The 19,591-nt window shown below is 63.6% G+C and carries 15 protein-coding genes and 1 pseudogene; all 16 read left to right on the top strand.

Features of this window, described 5'->3' with window-relative positions; genetic code table 11:
- Positions 1-608, top strand: a 608-nt coding sequence (locus tag ACW4E8_RS40350; RefSeq protein WP_456809583.1) for a SagB family peptide dehydrogenase, incomplete at its 5' end; no start/stop codon positions are given.
- On the top strand, positions 608-2,209 hold the full coding sequence (locus ACW4E8_RS40345) for a carbamoyltransferase C-terminal domain-containing protein (protein WP_456809582.1): 1,602 nt from the start codon (positions 608-610) through the stop codon (positions 2,207-2,209). The genes ACW4E8_RS40350 and ACW4E8_RS40345, both read left to right, overlap by 1 nt.
- Entirely contained in the window at positions 2,206-3,441 is a 1,236-nt protein-coding gene (locus ACW4E8_RS40340) for an MFS transporter (protein WP_456809581.1), read from the top strand. Before ACW4E8_RS40345 ends, ACW4E8_RS40340 begins: the two co-directional genes overlap by 4 nt.
- A gap of 852 nt (positions 3,442-4,293) precedes the next feature.
- The gene (locus ACW4E8_RS40335; RefSeq protein ID WP_456809580.1) at positions 4,294-5,391 is read left to right on the top strand and encodes a substrate-binding domain-containing protein; all 1,098 of its coding nucleotides are present in this window, start codon (positions 4,294-4,296) and stop codon (positions 5,389-5,391) included.
- Between the two features lie 52 nt (positions 5,392-5,443).
- Positions 5,444-6,466, top strand: coding sequence for an ABC transporter substrate-binding protein (locus tag ACW4E8_RS40330; RefSeq protein ID WP_456809579.1), 1,023 nt, complete (start codon positions 5,444-5,446; stop codon positions 6,464-6,466).
- 120 nt (positions 6,467-6,586) lie between these two features.
- On the top strand, positions 6,587-7,405 hold the full coding sequence (locus tag ACW4E8_RS40325; protein ID WP_456809578.1) for an ABC transporter permease: 819 nt from the start codon (positions 6,587-6,589) through the stop codon (positions 7,403-7,405).
- A gap of 10 nt (positions 7,406-7,415) precedes the next feature.
- Entirely contained in the window at positions 7,416-8,291 is an 876-nt protein-coding gene (locus ACW4E8_RS40320) for an ABC transporter permease (RefSeq protein WP_456809577.1), read from the top strand.
- Complete coding sequence (locus tag ACW4E8_RS40315; RefSeq protein ID WP_456809576.1) at positions 8,284-9,342, top strand: ABC transporter ATP-binding protein; 1,059 nt, start codon at positions 8,284-8,286, stop codon at positions 9,340-9,342. The genes ACW4E8_RS40320 and ACW4E8_RS40315 overlap by 8 nt, the downstream gene beginning before the upstream one ends.
- Positions 9,339-10,184: a phosphodiesterase gene (locus ACW4E8_RS40310; protein WP_456809575.1), complete on the top strand. Its 846-nt coding sequence runs from the start codon at positions 9,339-9,341 to the stop codon at positions 10,182-10,184. Before ACW4E8_RS40315 ends, ACW4E8_RS40310 begins: the two co-directional genes overlap by 4 nt.
- Before the next feature lie 201 nt (positions 10,185-10,385).
- The gene (locus tag ACW4E8_RS40305; RefSeq protein WP_456809574.1) at positions 10,386-11,078 is read left to right on the top strand and encodes an IS6 family transposase; all 693 of its coding nucleotides are present in this window, start codon (positions 10,386-10,388) and stop codon (positions 11,076-11,078) included.
- A gap of 433 nt (positions 11,079-11,511) precedes the next feature.
- Complete coding sequence (locus ACW4E8_RS40300) at positions 11,512-11,757, top strand: hypothetical protein (protein ID WP_456809573.1); 246 nt, start codon at positions 11,512-11,514, stop codon at positions 11,755-11,757.
- A gap of 322 nt (positions 11,758-12,079) precedes the next feature.
- Positions 12,080-13,813, top strand: a complete 1,734-nt coding sequence (locus ACW4E8_RS40295; RefSeq protein WP_456809584.1) for a SulP family inorganic anion transporter — start codon at positions 12,080-12,082, stop codon at positions 13,811-13,813.
- 13 nt (positions 13,814-13,826) lie between these two features.
- Complete coding sequence (locus ACW4E8_RS40290) at positions 13,827-15,248, top strand: DUF2252 domain-containing protein (RefSeq protein WP_456809572.1); 1,422 nt, start codon at positions 13,827-13,829, stop codon at positions 15,246-15,248.
- A 1,372-nt stretch (positions 15,249-16,620) separates the two neighbouring features.
- Complete coding sequence (locus ACW4E8_RS40285; RefSeq protein WP_456809571.1) at positions 16,621-17,139, top strand: hypothetical protein; 519 nt, start codon at positions 16,621-16,623, stop codon at positions 17,137-17,139.
- A 94-nt stretch (positions 17,140-17,233) separates the two neighbouring features.
- Positions 17,234-18,070 (top strand): DUF932 domain-containing protein, encoded by an 837-nt coding sequence (locus ACW4E8_RS40280; protein WP_456809570.1) that lies wholly within the window; start codon positions 17,234-17,236, stop codon positions 18,068-18,070.
- Between the two features lie 1,274 nt (positions 18,071-19,344).
- Positions 19,345-19,591, top strand: a pseudogene (locus ACW4E8_RS40275) (hypothetical protein); the annotation flags it as partial.

The following is a 19,591-nucleotide window of genomic DNA, read 5'->3' as shown; positions in this document are numbered from 1 at the left end:
AAGCGCTTCCGCTTGGCGAAGTCTCAACCGCCCTCTGGGCCACGTTCGGCACGGTGCATGGCGAGACGCGGGAGGACCTCGAAGCGCAAGGACTGATGCCGATCGGATACCGGCGCACCTCCCCATCTGGAGGCTGCCTTCACCCGAGCGAAGCCTACCTTGTCGCCATGCGGGTCTCCGGTCTTGCGCCGGGCATCTATCACTATCGCTCCCATCGACACGAGCTGTCCGTCGTCCGGCAAGGCTTCGCGCCGGACGAGCTCGGGCCGCTGCTTTGCGCGCAGACTTTTGCCAATGACCTGTCGTACGGCGTTTTTGTGACCTGCCGGTTCGACAAGATGTGGTGGAAGTATCCCCATTCCCGCGCCTATCGTGTCGCACTGCTCGATATTGGCTGCCTGACGCAGACGTTCCAGCTTGTCTGCGCTGCCCGCGGCATTCAATCGTGGCCGACGGGTTACTTCCTGGATCACGAAATCAACGAACGGCTTGGCGTCGAAACCGACAGAGAATCCGTCATGTTCTTCCTTGGGGCTGGGAAAGGAAATGGCGCCATCGCCCGGGAAGCGCTCAGCGTGCTGCGGGAACTCGCGGCTAAGGAGTCGTAATGCGCCTGCTCGCCATGAAGCCTGATCACGATGGCAGTCTGGCGTATGTTGCGGACGGCCGTCTCGAGTTCTCCTTCGAAGCCGAAAAGGACTCCGGCATGCGATACGCACCGATCGGTGCCACGGACTTCCTCGATGCCATGCGACACACGCCGGAGATGCCAGACGTCCTGGTGACCAGCGGCTGGTCCACCGGCGCCGATCCCACGGGGCGCGCCATCGGGGCGGGATACCTGGGTCTTGACCCTCCACTTGTATTGGAAAGCAAGTGCTTCGGGCAGCCCGTCAGATGGGTCAGCTCGTCGCACGAGCGTTCCCATCTGATGGGCGCATACGCGCTGTCTCCTTTCCCGCAAGGCGAACCGTGCTACGCGCTGATCTGGGAGGGACATATCGGTGCGTTCTACTCGATCGACGCGTCGCTCGGCATGGAACGCCTTGCTCACATCATGGTCGGTCCGGGTATCCGCTATGCGTTTGCCTACGGTCTGGTCGATCCAACATTCTCACTCGCACGCGGGCAGATTCGCCTGAGCGACGCAGGCAAGCTGATGGCGCTCGCGGCGTTCTCGCCGCCGACAACCCCGTCCCGCAACGAAGCCGCCTTGTTGGACAAGATATTCGCCAGGCCACTGGCCGTGCCTCGTCTTCACAAGTCCGATTTTCGGCATCTCGATGTCTACAATTGCGGGCCGGACTCGGCGCAGGCAGGGCGGGTGGCACGCCTGATATCCGACAAGATTTTTCACACGTTCCTCCAGGCCGTGGAACCACTGGTGCGGGAGAAACGTCCCTTGCTGATTGGGGGCGGGTGCGGACTGAACTGCGAATGGAATCGCCGCTGGCTGGATTCCGGGCTGTTCTCCGATGTTTTCATCCCTCCATGTGCCAATGACGTCGGTTCCGCACTCGGCTCGGCAGCCGATGCGCAATGGCACCTTACAGGGAATGCAAAGCTTAACTGGAACGTCTATTGCGGCCAGGCATTTGTGGATGACGTGGGATACGCGACGGCGCGCAAGCTTGGGCCGTTCACGCGGATGCCTGGCGGAATGGGAGCCATCGCGGATGCGCTGCGGCGTGGCAACGTACTGGGATGGGTTGCCGGCCGTGCCGAGATGGGGCCACGAGCGTTGGGAAACCGCTCAATTCTCGCTGCGCCGTTCGACGAGACGATGCTCGACCGGCTGAATACGATCAAGCGACGAGAATCCTTCCGGCCAATCGCCCCCGTCTGCCTGGAGGAAGAGATCGCGACCCACTTTGATCTGGAACGCCCGAGTCCGTACATGCTCTATTTCTGCAAGGTGAAATCCCGCGACCGGTTGCAGGCCGTTACCCACGTCGACGGGTCGTCCCGGGTCCAGTCCGTGAATGCCGTACAGAATCCGCTGTTGTATCGACTGCTTTCCGAGTTCAAGGCGCTGACGCATTTCGGGGTGCTATGCAACACGTCGCTGAACTTCAACGGTACTGGCTTTATTAATCGGACATCCGATCTTGTACGCTATGCGGAGAACGTGGGGCTGGATGGCTTCGCTATCGAGGGCGTGCTGTTCAGTCGGGATCCCCGCAGGTCCACAAACACAATGACCGTATGACCAACCTGCAATCGGTGCCGGGATACCGCACACTTACTGCCGCCCGCGTGCTGAGTTCGACCATTCTCTGGGTGGACTTCACGCTGGTCTTTTCTCTGCTTGGGTACTACTGGCATGCCGATGCGGCCACCATCGGCGTGGCTTCAGCCTTGTATGGCCTGCCGGGACTAGTTCTCGGGCCGTTCTTTGGCGCGCTCGCGGATCGCGTCAATCCTGTCGCCATGCTTGCCGTCAGCTACCTGGCGCGCGCTCTCACTTCCCTTCTGCTGCTCTTCGCCCCTGACACTCACTTCTTTGTGCTGCTGGTCTTCCTCAAAGGCCTGGCCAACCTTGGCGCCATGCCCGCAGAGCAGGTAATTGTCCGGACGATGCTGTCGAAAGCACAGCTTGTTTCCAACGCCAGCATCATGACCACCATCGATCAGTTGACCAAGATATGTGCGCCGCTGGTAGGAGCGGGCATGGCGAGCCTGCATCATCCGATGGCCGGATTCGGCCTGTCCGCGACATTGGGGCTGGCCGGCATCCTGTGTGTGTACCCGCTGCGAAAGCATGTCGGGATGTCGAAGCGTGAAGCCGGCACGCAGGCACGCCGCCACCTCCATGCACTGTTCCTGCTGGTGCGCGACAACGCGGTGTTCAGGCGGGCTTTCGGCGCTGCCGTCTCCCAGACGGCAATTCTGGGCTTGTATGACCCCTTGCTGGCGCTTTTCCTGAAGGAGAAAGGTATGCCCGCAGGCACCTTTGGCATGATCGTCAGCAGTACTGCGGCCGGTGCCATTCTTGGCGCCCTGATCTTCAAGCGGGTTCATGCGGGAAGCAGGCATTGCACGGCAACCGTCGGCCTGGCGGGTTTTGGCTTGACTGTCGCGATCCCGGGATTGCTGGCATTGGCGAATATCGGCATGCCGGTCTGGCTGCTGCTGGCATTCTGGGTAGCGAACGGCTGCTTCTACGGACTCACGGCCATGAGCTTCGTGGTCGCCATGCAGCAACAATGCCAGCTCGAGTCCATCGGCACTGTCAGCGCCACTGCCAGGAGCGTGCAACTCGCGGTACTGGTACTGGGACCGTTGGCAGGCGCGGCGCTAGCCAACCTGTTGGGAATTTCCCTCGTCTTCGTCCTAAGCGGCACGATCGCCATCGTGATCGGAGGTGTTCTTGGACGGCCACCGCGAACCGGGATGCAGCCGCACCTCCTGAAGTCGCCGGTTGAACGAAAAGGTCCATGAGGCCGCATGCAACCGGACCGTTCGGCAGCCGCTGCACGAATGCTTCAGGAGAGTTGACGACGCCAGTAGGCAGTGGGATGACGGCCTCTTTCATTGATTCTCATCTTGCCTCATCGACGAAATGAGATTTCCCTGAGCAAATTGTCGTGGCGACCGGTTCTTTTGAATTCTGTTCCGGCGTGTGTCAAGGTAGTTGTCGCGGCCGCCGCGCTGCGGGGCCGTCGGCCGCGGGACTTGAGTTAGCGTACGTTTGCGCGTCATCGCAAACCGTCCGTGCGCCGCGCAGCAGGCCCAGGCGCTGCACTACTGGCCAGGATCCGGGGCGCCACGTCAAATTGGATTGCCTCCGATTCATTGTCTCATCATCGCCGTTGATCTTGGCAACGTCTTCGAACCAAGTCGCACAATTCTAGCAGTGCATGCGGCCGTTCTGGCCGCCAGGCTTCGTCGTGTAACGGCTGAGCAGCCATCGTCTGCTCCGTAATCGGGGCCTGGAAATGCACCACTATCTACCGGCATGGAAAACCCGCTGCAGCCAGTTCTGCGTGCCACCCTGCCCGCCCCAATCTGCCCTGGCATTGCAATGGCACACCGCTCCAGGGCGGTCTTCGGCCGTACCGCGCAACTGGAGACGTACCCCAAAACGCTTCGGCCGCCGACTCACGTCGTGTCGGGCGACTTCCCCCGGTCGCCAAGCGGGCCCGGCACCGACCCTTGCACCCGGATGTCATCCCCCTGTCATCCACGCCACTCAGAATGCCGTCCAGACAGGGTGCAGGCACCCGTCCGCCAGCCGGCTTCTGCGGCAGTGCAGCGACGGAATGTTTTGACGCCCCCTTTTTTCCGCCTTCAATGAAAACGTTTTCATCCGGAGCTGCAAGCGTGAATCGCAAGGATCCAGCGGCGGGCAGGCCCGACACGACAGGTGGCGCCACCCTGATCGACGTGGCGCAAGCCGCGCGGGTGTCGCTCGCCACCGCATCGCGCGTGTTCAGCAGCCCGCACCTGGTGCGCGACAGCACAGCGCAGCGCGTGCGCGAGGCAGCGCGCCGGCTCAGCTTTCGCCCCAACCTGCTGGGCAGCAAGCTGCGCGCCCAGCAGACCCGCATGATCGGCGTGATGCTGCCAACGCTGGAAAACGCAGTGTTCGCCGAATGCTGGCACGGCATCGAGGAAGCGGCGCTGGCGGGCGGCTATTCGCTGATGCTGGTCACCAGCGGCTACGATCCGGCGCGCGAACGCGAGCGTGTGGAGTACCTGCTGCGCCATCGCGTGGACGGTATGGTGCTGACCGTGGCCGACGCGGCGCGCAGCACGGTGCTGGATCAACTCGACGGCGAGGGCGTGCCCTACGTGCTGGCGTACAACCAGGCCGGACCGCGCAGCCGGCGTCATTCGGTATCGGTGGACAACCGGCGCAGCGCCTGTGCCGGCGTGGAGGCCCTGATCGCCGCCGGGCATCGCCGCATCGCCGTGGTATCGGGCGCCTTCGTCGCCTCGGACCGCGCGCGCCAGCGCTTTGCCGGCTATCAGGACGCCATGCGCGCGCACGGGCTAATGCCCGCCGCGCCGGTCTGCCTGCCATCGCACACCGCCAGCAATGCCGATCAGATCCGCGCGCTGGTCCTGGCAAACGATGCGCCCACCGCCTTTTTCTGCACCAATGACCTGCTGGCCATCGGCGTGATCTCCGACCTCAGGCGCCTCGGCCTGAGCGTGCCGCGCGACATCTCCGTGCTCGGCTATGACGGTATCGCGCTGGGCAGCGCGGTCGAACCGCTGCTGGCCACCGTCGTGCAACCCAATTCGGAGATCGGCGCCAGCGCCGTCGGTCGGCTGCTTGCCCGGCTGCGCGATGGCGGACGAGACTCGACGGCGCTGCCGCGCGTCACGCTGCTGCCGCACGCACTGCGCGTCAACGGCACCGTGGCCGCTCCGCCGTCACCGTAGCCGCCTGCGCATGTTGCATTCCCCACCCCTGTCCTCAACCAAGGAGCCTCTCATGCAACCTATTCCTTCCTGGCGCCGCCCGCTGCGCTGGATTGCCCTGGCGCTTAGCGCCGCCGCGTTCAGCCAGGGCGTGGCCGCCCAGACCGCGATCTGCTACAACTGCCCGCCCGAATGGGCCGACTGGGCGGCACAGATCCGCGCCATCAAGGAAAAGACCGGCGTTGCCGTGCCGCTGGACAACAAGAACTCCGGCCAGTCGCTGGCGCAGTTGGTCGCCGAGAAAGCCAGCCCGGTGGCCGACGTGGTCTACTACGGCGTGACCTTCGGCATCCAGGCCAAAAAGGACGGCGTGACCGCCGCCTACAAGCCCGCCCACTGGAACGACATTCCCGACGGCCTGAAAGACCCGCAGGGCAACTGGTTCGCCATCCATTCCGGCACGCTGGGCTTCATGGTCAATGTCGACGCGCTGCGCGGCAAGCCGGTGCCGCAGTCATGGGCCGACCTGCTCAAGCCCGAGTACAAGGGCCTGGTCGGCTATCTCGACCCCGCCAGCGCCTTCGTCGGCTACGTGGGTGCCGTGGCGGTCAACCAGGCCATGGGCGGCACACTCGACAACTTCGGCCCGGCCTTCAAGTATTTCAAGGACCTGCAGAAGAACCAGCCGATCGTGCCCAAGCAGACCGCTTATGCGCGTGTGCTGTCCGGTGAAATCCCTATCCTGCTCGATTACGACTTCAACGCCTATCGCGCCCGCTACAAGGACCACGCCAACGTTGCCTTCGTGATCCCCAAGGAGGGCTCGGTGGTGGTTCCCTACGTGATGAGCCTGGTCAACAAGGCGCCGCATGAGGCCGAAGGCCGCAAGGTGCTCGACTTCGTGCTGTCCGACGCCGGCCAGGCGCTGTGGGCCAACGCCTACCTGCGCCCGGTGCGCGCCGGCGTGGTGCCTAAGGAAGTACAGGCGCGTTTCCTGCCGGCCACCGAATACGCACGGGCCAAGGCGGTGGACTTCGGCAAGATGGCCGACGTGCAGAAGGCGTTCAGCGAGCAGTATCTGAAGGAGGTGCGCTGACAGGTGCGCTCACGACTGGCGATGGTGTCTCCCGCCTGATGGTTGTCTCCCCGCAAAGGGGGAGACAACCGGGCGGATCACCCAAGCCATCGCCCACCACCCCATCACCCCGTCGCTGCCATGACAAACCGATCCCCCTCCCTCTTCCTGTTCGCCTTGCCGGCACTGGTGGTCTTCCTGGCCTTCTTCTGCCTGCCGATGGCGCGGCTCCTGGCGGTCAGCATCAACGGCGAGCAAGGCGCGGGCGTGTACTGGACCGTGGTCACCAGTCCGCGTTACCTGCACAGCCTGGTGGTCACCGTGCTGCTGTCGGCCGCCGTGACACTGGTCACGCTCGTGATTGCCGGCATTGCCGGCACCTTCCTGCAGCGCAACGCGGTGCCTGGCAAGTCCGTGCTGGTGGCCATGCTGACCTTTCCGCTGGCGTTTCCCGGGGTGGTGATCGGCTTCATGGTCATCATGCTCGGCGGCCGCAATGGCTTGGTGGCCATGGTCGGCGACAAGGTGGCCGGCGAGCGCTGGACCTTTGCCTACGGCCTGGCGGGGCTGTTCGTCGGCTACCTGTACTTTTCGATCCCACGCGTGATCCTGACCGTGATGGCGGCCGTGGAGAAGCTCGACGCCTCGCTGGAAGAAGCTGCCCGCTCGCTGGGCGCCAGTCCCTGGCACGTGGTGCGCGACGTGATGCTGCCCGCGATGATGCCGGCCATGATCTCCAGCGGCGCGATCTGCTTTGCCACCAGCATGGGCGCGTTCGGTACCGCCTTCACGCTGGCCACGCAACTCGATGTGCTGCCGCTCACCATCTACAACGAGTTCACCAACTACGCCAACTTCGGCATGGCCGCCGCGCTGTCCATCCTGCTGGGCACCGTCACCTGGGCCTTGCTGGCGGTCGCGCGCTGGTTCTCCGGCGACGCCGTGGCCGCGACCGCCTAGGAGCCAACCCATGACCCCAACCCATCGCCGCCCCGGCTACTGGCTGCAACTGGCGCTCACGCTGGCGGTCTGCGCCTTCATGACCGTGCCGGTAGTACTCTCCGTGCTGGCTGGCCTGACCAACAATATCTTCGTCGGCCTGGAAAGCGGCCTGACCACGCGCTGGCTCGCGGAAGTCTGGTCGCTCTATCGCAATACCATCTTCCTGTCGCTGGTGATCGCGCTGGCCTGCCTTGCCTGCACGCTGGTGCTGGGCGTGCCGGCCGCGTACTGCATGGCGCTGCGGCGCAACCGCATCACCCGGCTGATCGAGGAACTGCTGATGCTGCCAGTGGCCGTTCCGGGCCTCGCGACCGCGCTTGGCCTGATCCTGCTCTACGGCACCTGGCACGCGCTGCGCACGAGCTGGCTGTTTATCCTGATCGGCCATGTGCTGTTCACCCTGCCCTTCATGGTGCGTTCGGTGCTGGCCATCCTTTCCGCCATCGATATCGGCACGCTCGAAGACGCGGCGGCCAGCCTTGGCGCCAGCCGCCTGCAGCGCTTCTTTACCGTGGTGCTGCCCAATTGCCGCCAGGGCATCCTGGCCGGCGCGCTCATGGTGGTCACGCTGTCTGTGGGCGAATTCAACCTGACCTGGATGCTGCACACGCCCACCACCCAGACGTTGCCTGTGGGCCTGGCCGACAGCTATGCCTCGATGCGGCTGGAGATCGGCTCGGCATACACCATCGTCTTCTTCGTCATGATCATTCCGCTGCTGGTGCTGATGCAGGCGCTCAGCGCGCTGGGCGCGCGTTCCCGCAAGTACGTTCCCGAAGCGGCGCACGCCCCTGCTGTTGCCGCCACACCGGCCAACTCTCATACCGAGACCCGTCATGCATGAACCCACCACCATCAGGCTGCGCGATTGCGGCAAGACGTTTGCCAACGGCACGCTGGCGCTGCAGCCGCTGGATCTCGACATCGGCGCCGCGGAAACCGTGGTGCTGCTAGGCCCGTCCGGCTGCGGCAAGACCACCACGCTGCGCATCATCGCCGGGCTGGAGTATCCCGATGCGGGCGGCGAAGTCTGGTTCGGCGATACCTGCGTGACCGCGCTGCCGATCGAGCAGCGCGGCGTGGGCATGGTGTTCCAGAGCTACGCGCTGTTCCCCAATATGACCGTCTCCGAGAACATCGGCTACGGGCTGCGCGTGCGGCGCGTGGACGCCGCTACGCGCCGCCGGCGGGTCGACGACATGCTCGCGATGATGCATCTCGAACCCTTCGCCGACCGCAGAGTGGACCAGCTCTCGGGCGGCCAGCGCCAGCGCGTGGCGCTCGCACGCGCCATTGCCGTGCAGCCGCGCGTACTACTGCTGGACGAGCCGCTGACCGCGCTCGACGCCAAGCTACGCGACGCCCTGCGCGCAGACATCAACCAGTTGCTGCGCAGCCTGGGCATCACCGCCGTCTATGTCACGCATGACCAGGCCGAGGCCATGGCGCTGGGCGACCGCATCATCGTAATGGACAAGGGCCGCATCGCGCAGACGGGCACGCCGCAGGACATCTACCGCGCGCCGGCCAATGCCTTCGTGGCGGATTTCATCGGCACCATGAACCGCCTGCCCGCCGCTGCCGAGAACGGCGCCTGGCGCGTGCCTGGCGGCGTCGTGCCCCGGACGCACGAATCCGCGCCAGTGCAGCGCGCCGACCTGATGTTCCGCCCCGAAGACGTGGCGCTGGTGCACGCGGACAACGCCCATCTGCACGGTAGCGTGGTCACGGCCCTGTTCCTGGGCAACTGCACGCGCCTGCTGGTGGAAGTTGGCGCCGCCGCGCCGCTCATCGTCGACACCACGCGCCGCGACAACTGGCATGCCGGAGACCGCGTCGGCCTGCGCGTCGACACCGGCCACCTCATCACCCTTCCCGAAGCCCTGGCAGCATGAACACCGCCCCCTACCTGGTCGCCCACATCACCGACCTCCACATCAAGGCCGGCGGCAAGCTGTCGTACCGGCTGGTTGACACCGCGGGTGCGCTGCACCGCTGCATCGACACCCTGCTGGCAGCCCCGCAACAGCCCGACGCCGTGATCGTCACCGGCGACCTGGTCGACTTCGGCGCCGAAAGCGAATACCAGTTCCTGCGCCAGATCCTGCAGCGGCTACCCATGCCCGTGCGGCTGCTGCCGGGGAATCACGACAGCCGCGGCGCGCTACGCCGCGTCTTTGCCGATCACGACTACCTGTTTGCCACCGGCAGCGGCGAAGACCCGGTGCACTACAGCATCGACGCGGGCCCGCTGCGGCTGGTGGCCTTCGACTGCACCGTGCCGGGCCAGCCCGGCGGGCGCGTCGATCCCGCCGCGCTGCCGTGGCTGGAAGCCGCACTGTCTGCCGCCCCGGCCCGCCCCACCCTGCTGTTGCTGCACCATCCGCCGTTCTTTACCGGCATCGGCCACATGGACGAGCAGGGCCTGGCCAACGCCGACGCGCTCGAAGCCATCGTGCGCCGCCACCCGCAAGTGGAACGCGTGCTGTGCGGCCATCTGCATCGGCACATCACTCGCCGCTTCGGTGGCACGGTCGCGATCACCGCGCCCGGGCCGGCACACCAGGTGGCGCTGAACCTGGACCCGCAGGCGCCCTCGCGCTTTCGCATGGAGCCGCCGGGCTACCTGCTGCACTGGTGGCATCCGGCGCACGGACTCGTGACGCATGCGGCAGCGATCGGGGACTATGGGGCAGCGCATCCGTTCTTTGACGCGCAGGGCAAGCTGATCGACTAGCGGTGACGCTCTCGCAGGTTGTTCGCCAGCAAGGGCAATCCCTCGCACAATCGCTGTTGCAGGTGCTCAGGGACTTCGAAGCAACGGCCCTTACCGGGAGCGCTGACCTCAAGAGACGGGATGATGCCAGCGGGAGGCTCTGTCGCAGTAAGCGTCCGGTAGAATGGCCGGAGTCGAATTCAGCACATGTGGACTCCAGTCATGAACCCGGAAGGTGCAAAGGTATTGAAACGTCTGCACTACCCGCTGGACGTGATGCTGACCTGCGTGCGCTGGTACGTCGCCTATCCGCTGAGCCTGCACCATCTCGAAGAATTGATGGCCGAGCGTGGCATCTCGGTTGATCACTCGACCGTGCACCGCTGGGCGCTCAAGTTGCTGCCGGCGCTGAACAAGGGGTTTCGCCTTCGCAAGCGCCCAGTGGGAAAAAGCTGGCGCATGGACGAGACCAACATCCTGGTACGTGGCCAATGGAAGTACCTTTACCGAGCGGTCGACAAGGCGGGCCATACCATCGACTTTCTACTGCGCGCCCAGCGCGACAAGGCCGCGGCGCGGCGCTTTTTCGAGAAGGCCATCGCGCACCACGGTCAGCCCGACTCGGTGACCATCGACGGCAGTCCGGCCAACTTGGCGGCCCTGCACGACATCAACGCCGAACGGAAAGCTCCCATCGCCATCCCGCAGATCAAATATCTGAACAACATCGCCGAGCAGGACCATCGGGCCATCAAGCGCCTGACTCGACCGATGCTGGGATTCAAGGACTTTCGCTGCGCGCGCATCCTGCTGGGCGGCATCGAGCTCATGCACATGATTGCTAAGGGCCAGATGCAGTGCCGCGAAGGGAGCAATTCGTCCGCTGCAGAGCAATTCTATTCACTGGCAGCATAGGCCAGCTGTACCCCAGGGGGCTGCTTGCCCTCGCTCGCTTACTGCGACAGAAGCGCAATTCTTCCACCGCGATTACCGCCTGCTGGGCATTGCGGCCCGGCCGGTAGGCGTACTGCTCGAATGGAAGATCCGCTTCGAAGACCGCCTCGAGCACCAGCATCGCTGCTGTCAGCCGCGGCCGGCCGGTGGGCATCCGGCCGAGAGCGGCCATCTACGGACACTGGCCCGCTTCTCAACGCGGACATTTGAATGGCAGCTTCGTCCAGATAACGGACCTGCATGCATGGATCATTTCCGGCGCGTTGTCAGTCGACTCAGCCCTTCCTGCCTCCGGATATTGCGGAAACGGTATGGAACTAACAAGAGAGAGATCTCCGAGAGCGCTTTCGTCAGGGTCAGAGCCACTATCCTGTCAATAGGGAGAGTCGAATCCATGACCAAGCCGACAAGAAGTGCTGCAACGTGCGTCCTGGTGCTGCTGACCACGCTATCCGCGCTTGAACGGCTGTCTCCGAGCTGGGTCCGGCCGTCCCGCCGTCTCTGCAGGCAGGCGCACTTGACCGTGATCATGCGAGGCCTCATGTATGCCAGGAACGGTGAGCAATTCTCAGGATTGATCCAGAATCAATTGCCAAGGGACTTCTTTGCCTTCGCGGCTGCCTGGGACTACCTCGGCTGACCTTCTTTTTTTGGTGGCGAGGCAGGCACCGGGGTGGCCGAGAAGCCCGCATCCCCACCTTCGCCCGCCTACCGGCGGGTAAGTGTTTCGAACGCTCACCCGGGGCATCATGACGTGGGTCAATCCGAACGCCCATAGAGCAGCTAGTTTTATATCTATTGATAGGCCAATCGCCTTTACTTCCTTCAGAAGGACGGGTGCGATGGCCTCGGGAGGGCGCCCGGCTTGGGACAGGTCGCGTGGCACGTAAGGGCATCGCAGAAGGAGAGGCACCGTGGGCAGAAACGCTTCCAAGGCCAATGGCCCGGAGACCGGTGTCGGCATCCAGGACGAGACCACTGGCGTCCGCGGATGGCGTGGGGTGTTTCCCCCTGGCCGCTGGCTGCCTGCCTACCAGGCGCAGTGGTTGCGGCACGACATGATCGCGGGCGTGACGCTGGCCGCCTACGGCATTCCTGTTTCCCTCGCCTATGCGTCGCTCGCCGGCCTGCCGCCGCAGTACGGGATCTATTGCTACCTGGCCGGCGGCCTCGCCTACGCGCTCCTGGGCTCGTCGCGCCAGCTCGCCATCGGACCGACTTCAGCGATCTCGATGCTGGTGGGCGTCACGGTAGCGGGCATGGCGGGGGGCGATCCGGGGCGCTGGGCGTCCATCGCGGCGCTGACGGCGCTGCTGATCGCGGTCATGTGCTTGGTGGCATGGCTGTTACGGCTGAGTTCGCTGGTGAACTTCATCAGCGAGACGATTCTGCTCGGCTTCAAGGCTGGCGCGGCGCTGACCATCGCACTGACCCAGCTTCCCAAGCTGTTCGGGGTCAAGGGCGGCGGGGAGTCCTTCTTCGACCGCATCGCCATTCTCGGCGGACAGATTCCTGACACCAACCTGGCCGTGCTGGTCTTCGGACTGGCCGCGCTGGCCGTTCTGCTGCTGGGCGAGAAGTACCTGCCGGGGCGCCCCGTGGCGTTGTTCGTGGTGGTGCTTTCCGTCATCGTCCTGTCGGTGACGCCGCTGGGCGCATTGGGCTTCAAGGTCGTTGGTGCACTGCCGCAAGGGCTGCCAGCGTTCCATCTCCCTGGCCTGCGGCCGAGCGATGTAGACGGGGTGATCCCACTGGCGTTTGCCTGCCTGCTGCTGTCCTATGTGGAGAGCGTGTCGGCGGCGCGCGCGCTCGCGCAGGCGCACGGCGACGAGATCGACCCGCGGCAGGAACTGCTCGCGCTCGGCGCGGCGAACCTGGCAGCAGGGCTGTTCCAGGCCTTTCCGGTCGCGGGGGGCCTGTCGCAGTCGTCCGTCAACGACAAGGCCGGCGCCCGCACGCCGCTCGCGCTGGTATTCGCCTGCGTGACGATCGGCCTGTGCCTGATGTTCCTGACTGGACTGCTTGCCAACCTGCCCAACGTGGTGCTCGCTGCCATCGTGCTGGTGGCGGTCAAGGGGCTGATCAATATTGCCGAGCTGCGCCACGTCTGGCGCGTGAGCCGTTTCGAGTTTGCGGTGTCGATGGTGGCGTTCGCCGCCGTACTGTTGCTGGGCATCCTGAAAGGAGTGATCGTGGCGGTGCTGGTGTCGATGCTGCTGCTGATCCGCCGCACCGCCCACCCGCGCGTGGCTGTGCTCGGCCGCATTCCCGGTACGCAGATCTTTTCCGACATGGAGCGCCATCCGGAGAACCAGCCAGCTGCGGGCGTGCTGGTCCTGCGTCCGGAGGCGTCGCTGCTCTATTTCAACGTGGACCACGTGCGCACGGCGATCCTCCGGCACATACAGACGGGGGCCGGGCCGGTGGGACTGGCGATCTGCGACCTCTCCCTCAGCCCCGTCGTCGACCTGGCCGGCGCGCGAATGCTTTCGACCCTCGTCGACGAGTTGGGGGCGGCCGCTATCGCGCTGCGCATCGTCGGTGCGCACGCGGCCGCACGCGACATGCTGCGCGCCGAGGGGCTGGAAGCGCAGGTCGGGCATATCGGCCGCCGTCTCACCGTGGCCGATGCGGTCGATGAATTCCAGCACGGGTCCGGCAATGCCGCCAGGCCGATGCCGGCACAACAGCAATAACGAAGGATGCACCATGGCCAAGGCAGACAAGACCCTTCGCAACGGCGAAAGCGCCCCCGCGTCCGCCTACCTGACCGCCGACGAGCGTGCCGCCCGGGGCCGGGCCCTGCGCGACACGGTGCCGCGCTCTTCTCAATCTGGCTGGACGCCAGCCCCCGACCGTCGCGACCCGGTGACGATGCTGGAAGAATCGAACGCCGGCCGGATGATGGAACTGGTCCCCATCCGCTTCGGTCGCATGTCGGCCTCGCCCTTCGCCTTCTACCGGGGCGCGGCGGCGGTCATGGCAGCCGACCTGGCGGGCGCGCCCACGAGTGACATCCGCGTGCAGGCCTGCGGCGACGCGCACCTGATGAACTTCGGCGGCTTCGCCACGCCAGAGCGCAACATCATCTTCGACATCAACGATCTCGACGAGACGCTCCCGGCACCCTTCGAATGGGACCTGAAGCGGCTGGCGGCCAGCATCGTCATCGCGGCGGAGCACCTCGCACTGCCGAAGAGCGATGCCGCCCGTGTGGTGACGGGCGCCGTGCGCGAATACCGCGAACGGATGTACAACTACGGCTGGATGCGCGCGCTCGACGTCTGGTACGACCGCATCGACCTGCAGAAGTATGAGGACCGCTCTGGCGACCCCAACATCGTCGCGGTGGCGCGCAAGCGGCTGGCGGAGCGCATCGAGGCGGAGCGGCACAAGTCCGTGCCCGAGCACATGTATCCCAAGCTTGCCTCGGCGGAGGGGCAGATGCCGCGCATCAAGGATGAGCCGCCGCTGATCTTCCATCCGCTGGAAGACCTCGCCCCAGGGTTGGCTTCGGGCTACGAGGAAGCCATTGCGGCGTATCGCGAGAGTCTGGCCGACCATACGCGGGTGCTGTTCGACCGCTTCCATTTCTTCGACATGGCCATCAAGGTGGTCGGCGTCGGCAGCGTCGCCACGATGTGCGGGGTGGGCTTGTTCATGGCGGCCGACAACGATCCGCTGTTCCTGCAGGTGAAGGAGGCACGGGCGTCAGTACTGGAGCCGTACGCCGGCAGGAGCGTATATCCCAACCACGGCCAGCGCGTCATCGTCGGCCAGCGGCTGATGCAGTCCGCCAGCGACGTCTTCCTGGGCTGGACCCGCGGCAAGAGCGGGCGCGATTTCTATATCCGCCAGATGCGCGACATGAAGATGTCCGCCGTGATCGAGGACTGGGATGCCGGCCTGCTGAGGCAGTACGGCCGGATGTGCGCCCACGCGCTGGCCCGCGCACATGCGCGGTCTGGCGACGCGGCGATGATCGCGGGGTACATGGGTTCCGGGCAAACCTTCGACGATGCGATCTGCGAGTTCGCCACTGAGTACTGCTCGCAGAACCGGAGCGACTACCGTGCCTTCATTGCCGCGATCCGTGAAGGGCGCATCGAGGCGAAGATCGAGGAGAGCTAAGCGTGCGGCGCGGCGGCTTCAACGGTCCAGCCACTGGTATTGAAGCGCCAGCGTGATTGCCTTGTAATCGCCTCCCGCGCGGGTTATCAATCCCCTGCCATCCAGTTGGTATTAGTGCTACAAGCCAATACAGGATCTGGCGACGCCCACTCAGACGACGCATACCGTCCCAAATCAGCGCATACCCCACTGTTCCCATCAGCAAGCTCAAATGCGTCCACAGAACGTAGGGCAATGCAGCTAGCTCCCCGACTGCGGCCAGCGCAGCGCCGACTGCCAAGGCAAGTAACCCGGCAGCAAGTGTGCCGAGGCCAACGGGTGGTGGTTCTCTTGCGGCTATAGAAAATCACAACAGCCCCGGTCAGCAAGGACGTGTCATGGAGAAAAATTACCGTGGCTAGATCGAAATCTAAATGCATACGTGCTGTTTGGTCTCGGCTGTCCCGAGTCATTTAACATTACTCTGAAGCCTTCGCAAGCAATAAGCAGTTGGGTGAGCTCCCTGGCATGCACGTAGCTTGGTGACTGCCAGGATCAACTGCAATGCTCCCAACGGTCGCCCTGCCTTACTGCAGTCGGGAATCGGAGCGATTCGTCAGCACGTCGTAGCTGCGCTCACAGGCTTGGCCTGCGATACGGGCGGCGTCAGCGTATGCGCCAACACCCCCGCACAGGATTAGAGTTAGCACATTTATGGCGAGCGCCTCCCCTCTCAGTACTCGCGCGCGATCGCGCGACGGTTGATCAACCCGCGCACCAGCCACCACGCTTGCAACACGCCAATCTCACGCACGCCATTATGCCGTGCGTGCACTGCAGGTCCTTGCCAACACTTCAGCAGTTCGCCGGCTCACGAGATAGGGCATTCCCTTCGCTGCGCTACGGGCCAGGCTCTCGTGCTATGCATCGAACCTGGCTCACACCAGTCTCGCCCCCCTGCGGGCTCGATCCCTGACGCCTCCGTGACGGCGGGCCCGCCGTCACTGCGCGCTGCCGCTTGCCGGGGCTGCGCCCTGCCGGCCAAGGCCGGCGCTGCTCGGCGCCGCGTGCGCGACGGGGAGCGCGTGTCCTGGCGGACCCGCGCTGTGGCGCCGGGGCTGTGGAAGACGCGTCGGTGCGCCGCGCCCTTTTCCTTTCGTTCAAAGCGCATTGGTACTGCCCTTCGGTTCCGCCTCTTTCCGTCGCATAGCACTGGGGCTGGCCAGCACAAGGGTGCGCTTCGCCACGTCCTCCCCCGTTCGGTGCTCGCCTGCGGCTGCGCTCCGCGTGCGGCCTCCGGGCGTGCCCTTGCACTGACCAGCCCCAGTGCTCCCCATGCGCCGAGGCGGCTCCGAAGAGCAGTACCAACTGAACGAAAGGAAAAGGGCGAACCATGAGCACACTGACCATCCACACCCCCGTCACCACCGACAACGCGGGCGTTCCCCCCGCACCCCCCGAGGCTCACCAAAGAGCAGGCGTAACCCCTTCGCTTCGTGGACTGGCGATTCGCGCAGATTTCGCCCTCGCCAAGGTGATGTGCGCGAGCTTCCCCGACAGCGAGAACGATGAGCTGGACATGTGCGTCGCCCTGTCCGATGCCCAATGCCTGGGCTACCGCGACTACCTAGCCGGGGAATTCGACGTGCCGGTCATGTTTGCCGACGAGCCTGACCTGGTGGCGGCTTGGGAGGATGGTCAGGATCAGGCGACCCGCGCGCAATTGGAGGCATGGCCGCGCTCCGCCAAGCTGGTTGCCTTCATCAAACTGCACAACATTCCGGCACGGCTGCTGCCCGAAGGAAACATCTCCGCGCTCGCCGTTGAGATCGACCGTGATGGCCGGGTTCTGGAGCACTGGGAAGCCATCGAGCCGAATGCTGGCGCCGTCCGCGATTGGCTCGGCTACTGACGACAAGCCGGGAATCCCCGTCGGCATTCCCCTCGCAGCCTCACGGCGGCCGTGCGCTGCCCCCCCCAATTCCGTACCCACTGGAGAGATCACCATGCAACTTGGCACTCGCTTCGCCCGCTTTTCCCCCTCCATCCAATCGGCCACGCCGTTGGATGATGACCAGATCCGCGCTGTGGCCCCTTCGATTTTCAGCGAAGACAAGCACGACAGCCGCTCCGACCGGTACAGCTACATTCCGACGATTTCTGTACTCAACGAGCTGCGCAAGGAAGGTTTTCAGCCCTTCATGGCTTGTCAGACCCGTGTGCGCGACGAAGGACGGCGCGAGCATACGAAACACATGCTCCGCCTGCGCCATGCCGGTCAGGTCGAGGCGCGCGAGGCCAACGAGATCATTCTCATCAACTCGCACGACGGCACCAGCAGCTATCAGATGATGGCGGGCATGTACCGCTTTGTTTGCAAGAATGGTCTTGTGTGCGGCAACACCGTGGCAGACATCCGCGTCCCGCACAAGGGCGACATCATCTCCGATGTGGTGCAGGGCGCGTTCGACGTACTCGACGGCTTCGACCTGGTGCGCGAGGTCAAGGAAGGCATGCAGGGCGTGAAATTGGACGAAGCCGAACAACAGGTATTCGCTCGCGCCGCGCTGGCGCTGCGTTATGACGAAAAGGAAGACGGCACCACATCGGCACCCGTGACGGAATCGCAATTGCTCAAGCCGCGCCGCGCCGAGGATCTGCCCACCGACCTGTGGACGGTTTTTAACTGTGCCCAGGAAAATATGGTTCGGGGTGGCTTGCGTGGCCGCAATGCAACCGGCAAGCGCGTGACCACGCGCCCGGTACAGGGCATCGACCAGTCCGTGAAACTCAATCGCGCACTGTGGATGCTTGCTGAGGAAATGCGCAAGCTCAAAGCATGATCGCAGCACAGGAAAGCCGGCCCGGCCGGGTTTCCCGCATGCGGGAAATCAGCCGGCTTGCAGCCTGCATTGATGGTCCTCGACTTCCTTCTTGGCTCCCTATTAACCAAACTCCTTGATATTCCCTTTGTGTTCGTCATCAGCGGCGCGCGCGCCCTCCTCGGCCGCCTTGCTCTGGGGCTCCCTTCGCGTGCTGAGGACGTACGGCGTTTTGTCGTGCGGGCAATCCCGCGAAAACGTCCAGGATCCCGCGTGTAATCTAACTTCGCGACTGCGGCTGCAATGAGCCTGCAGGAAAGCCAACACAGGCTCGAGTTGGCGCCAGCGCCGTATCGCCCCGCGTACGGTCGCGAGCGCATATTGTCGGCCTTCAATCGCAAACTTGATCACCCAGGAGCCACTGTGATCATAATGAATATCTGTGTCATACGGGCACCGAAGACAGCGAATCAGGCGACGAAGCTCAGCAACGGTGATCAACTCAATCCTAGGTAACTCGACAACGGATTCGGAAGTTTGTGGAGATGTCATATTTGCGGCGCGAAGGTCGGTATCCTTAATGCATTTCCCGTTTCAATCCGTGGCGCGAGCGCACTCGCGGCAGCGAAACACATAGGAGATGGGAGAATTGACTTGGCCAAAATTGATCCCTATCTTATTTTTATAAATGCCGGCCACTCTGTCTTTTTTTCTGCTCAGAAGCTACTTGATCGACACCTGACCCACCGCGAAGGTTCCGTGAAACGTTTTCATACTCAATTGAAACGCATTCAAGTAACTCGCCATGACGTAATCATGAATCGAATCAGCGCCTTAGTACGTTACAGCAAGAAGACTTACAATACAAATCACCGATTTCTCGCGCAAAGCTCATAACGACATATGCTTTTTCGAGATATGCACTGCATTTCCGCGTTTTGACAAGCAAAATAGCATAATGGAACGCACTATAAAATATCGAATCCCATAATCACGAATACACGAATTCAACCAATGAAATTCAATCAATTGAATTTTTCAATACACATTGCCAAATCCAAGTGGCTTTATCTATCGTTGTTTTGCAGCGCTTTTGCTGCGAACCAACCATGGAGTTCTCATGAAAAAGATTGCCCTCGAACCGACGCTCTCCTATCAATCGAACGACGCCTACAACAACATCTATTCCGCTCCCGTGACCCGACGCGTGATCTGACGGCACTCCGCCCCGGCAGGGCGGCAAGTCCGAGCCGGGGCGCATACCTTGCAACACCTGTTTATTCCGGGAGGTTTGCTTGACACCGTCCATCTTTCTCCGCGTCATCGATGGAAGATTGATCCTGTGGAACTACGCCACGCATGATCAATATGAGATCGATATTCCGCACCTAGAGCGAATCATTCAGCTGTCGAACGGATCGGTAGTCGGCAGCAGCGCCATTGACAAGACCATCGTGGCTTCCGGCTGCCTGGACCATACCGACCCTCCCGCTTGGGGATGGGATTGTCTTTCCAGGATTTTCCACATCGGCACGCAGATAG

This window comes from Cupriavidus sp. CP313, from assembly GCF_054072015.1.
Note: the sequence above shows the minus strand (reverse complement) of the source record. Positions and strands in the feature narration are given on the sequence as shown.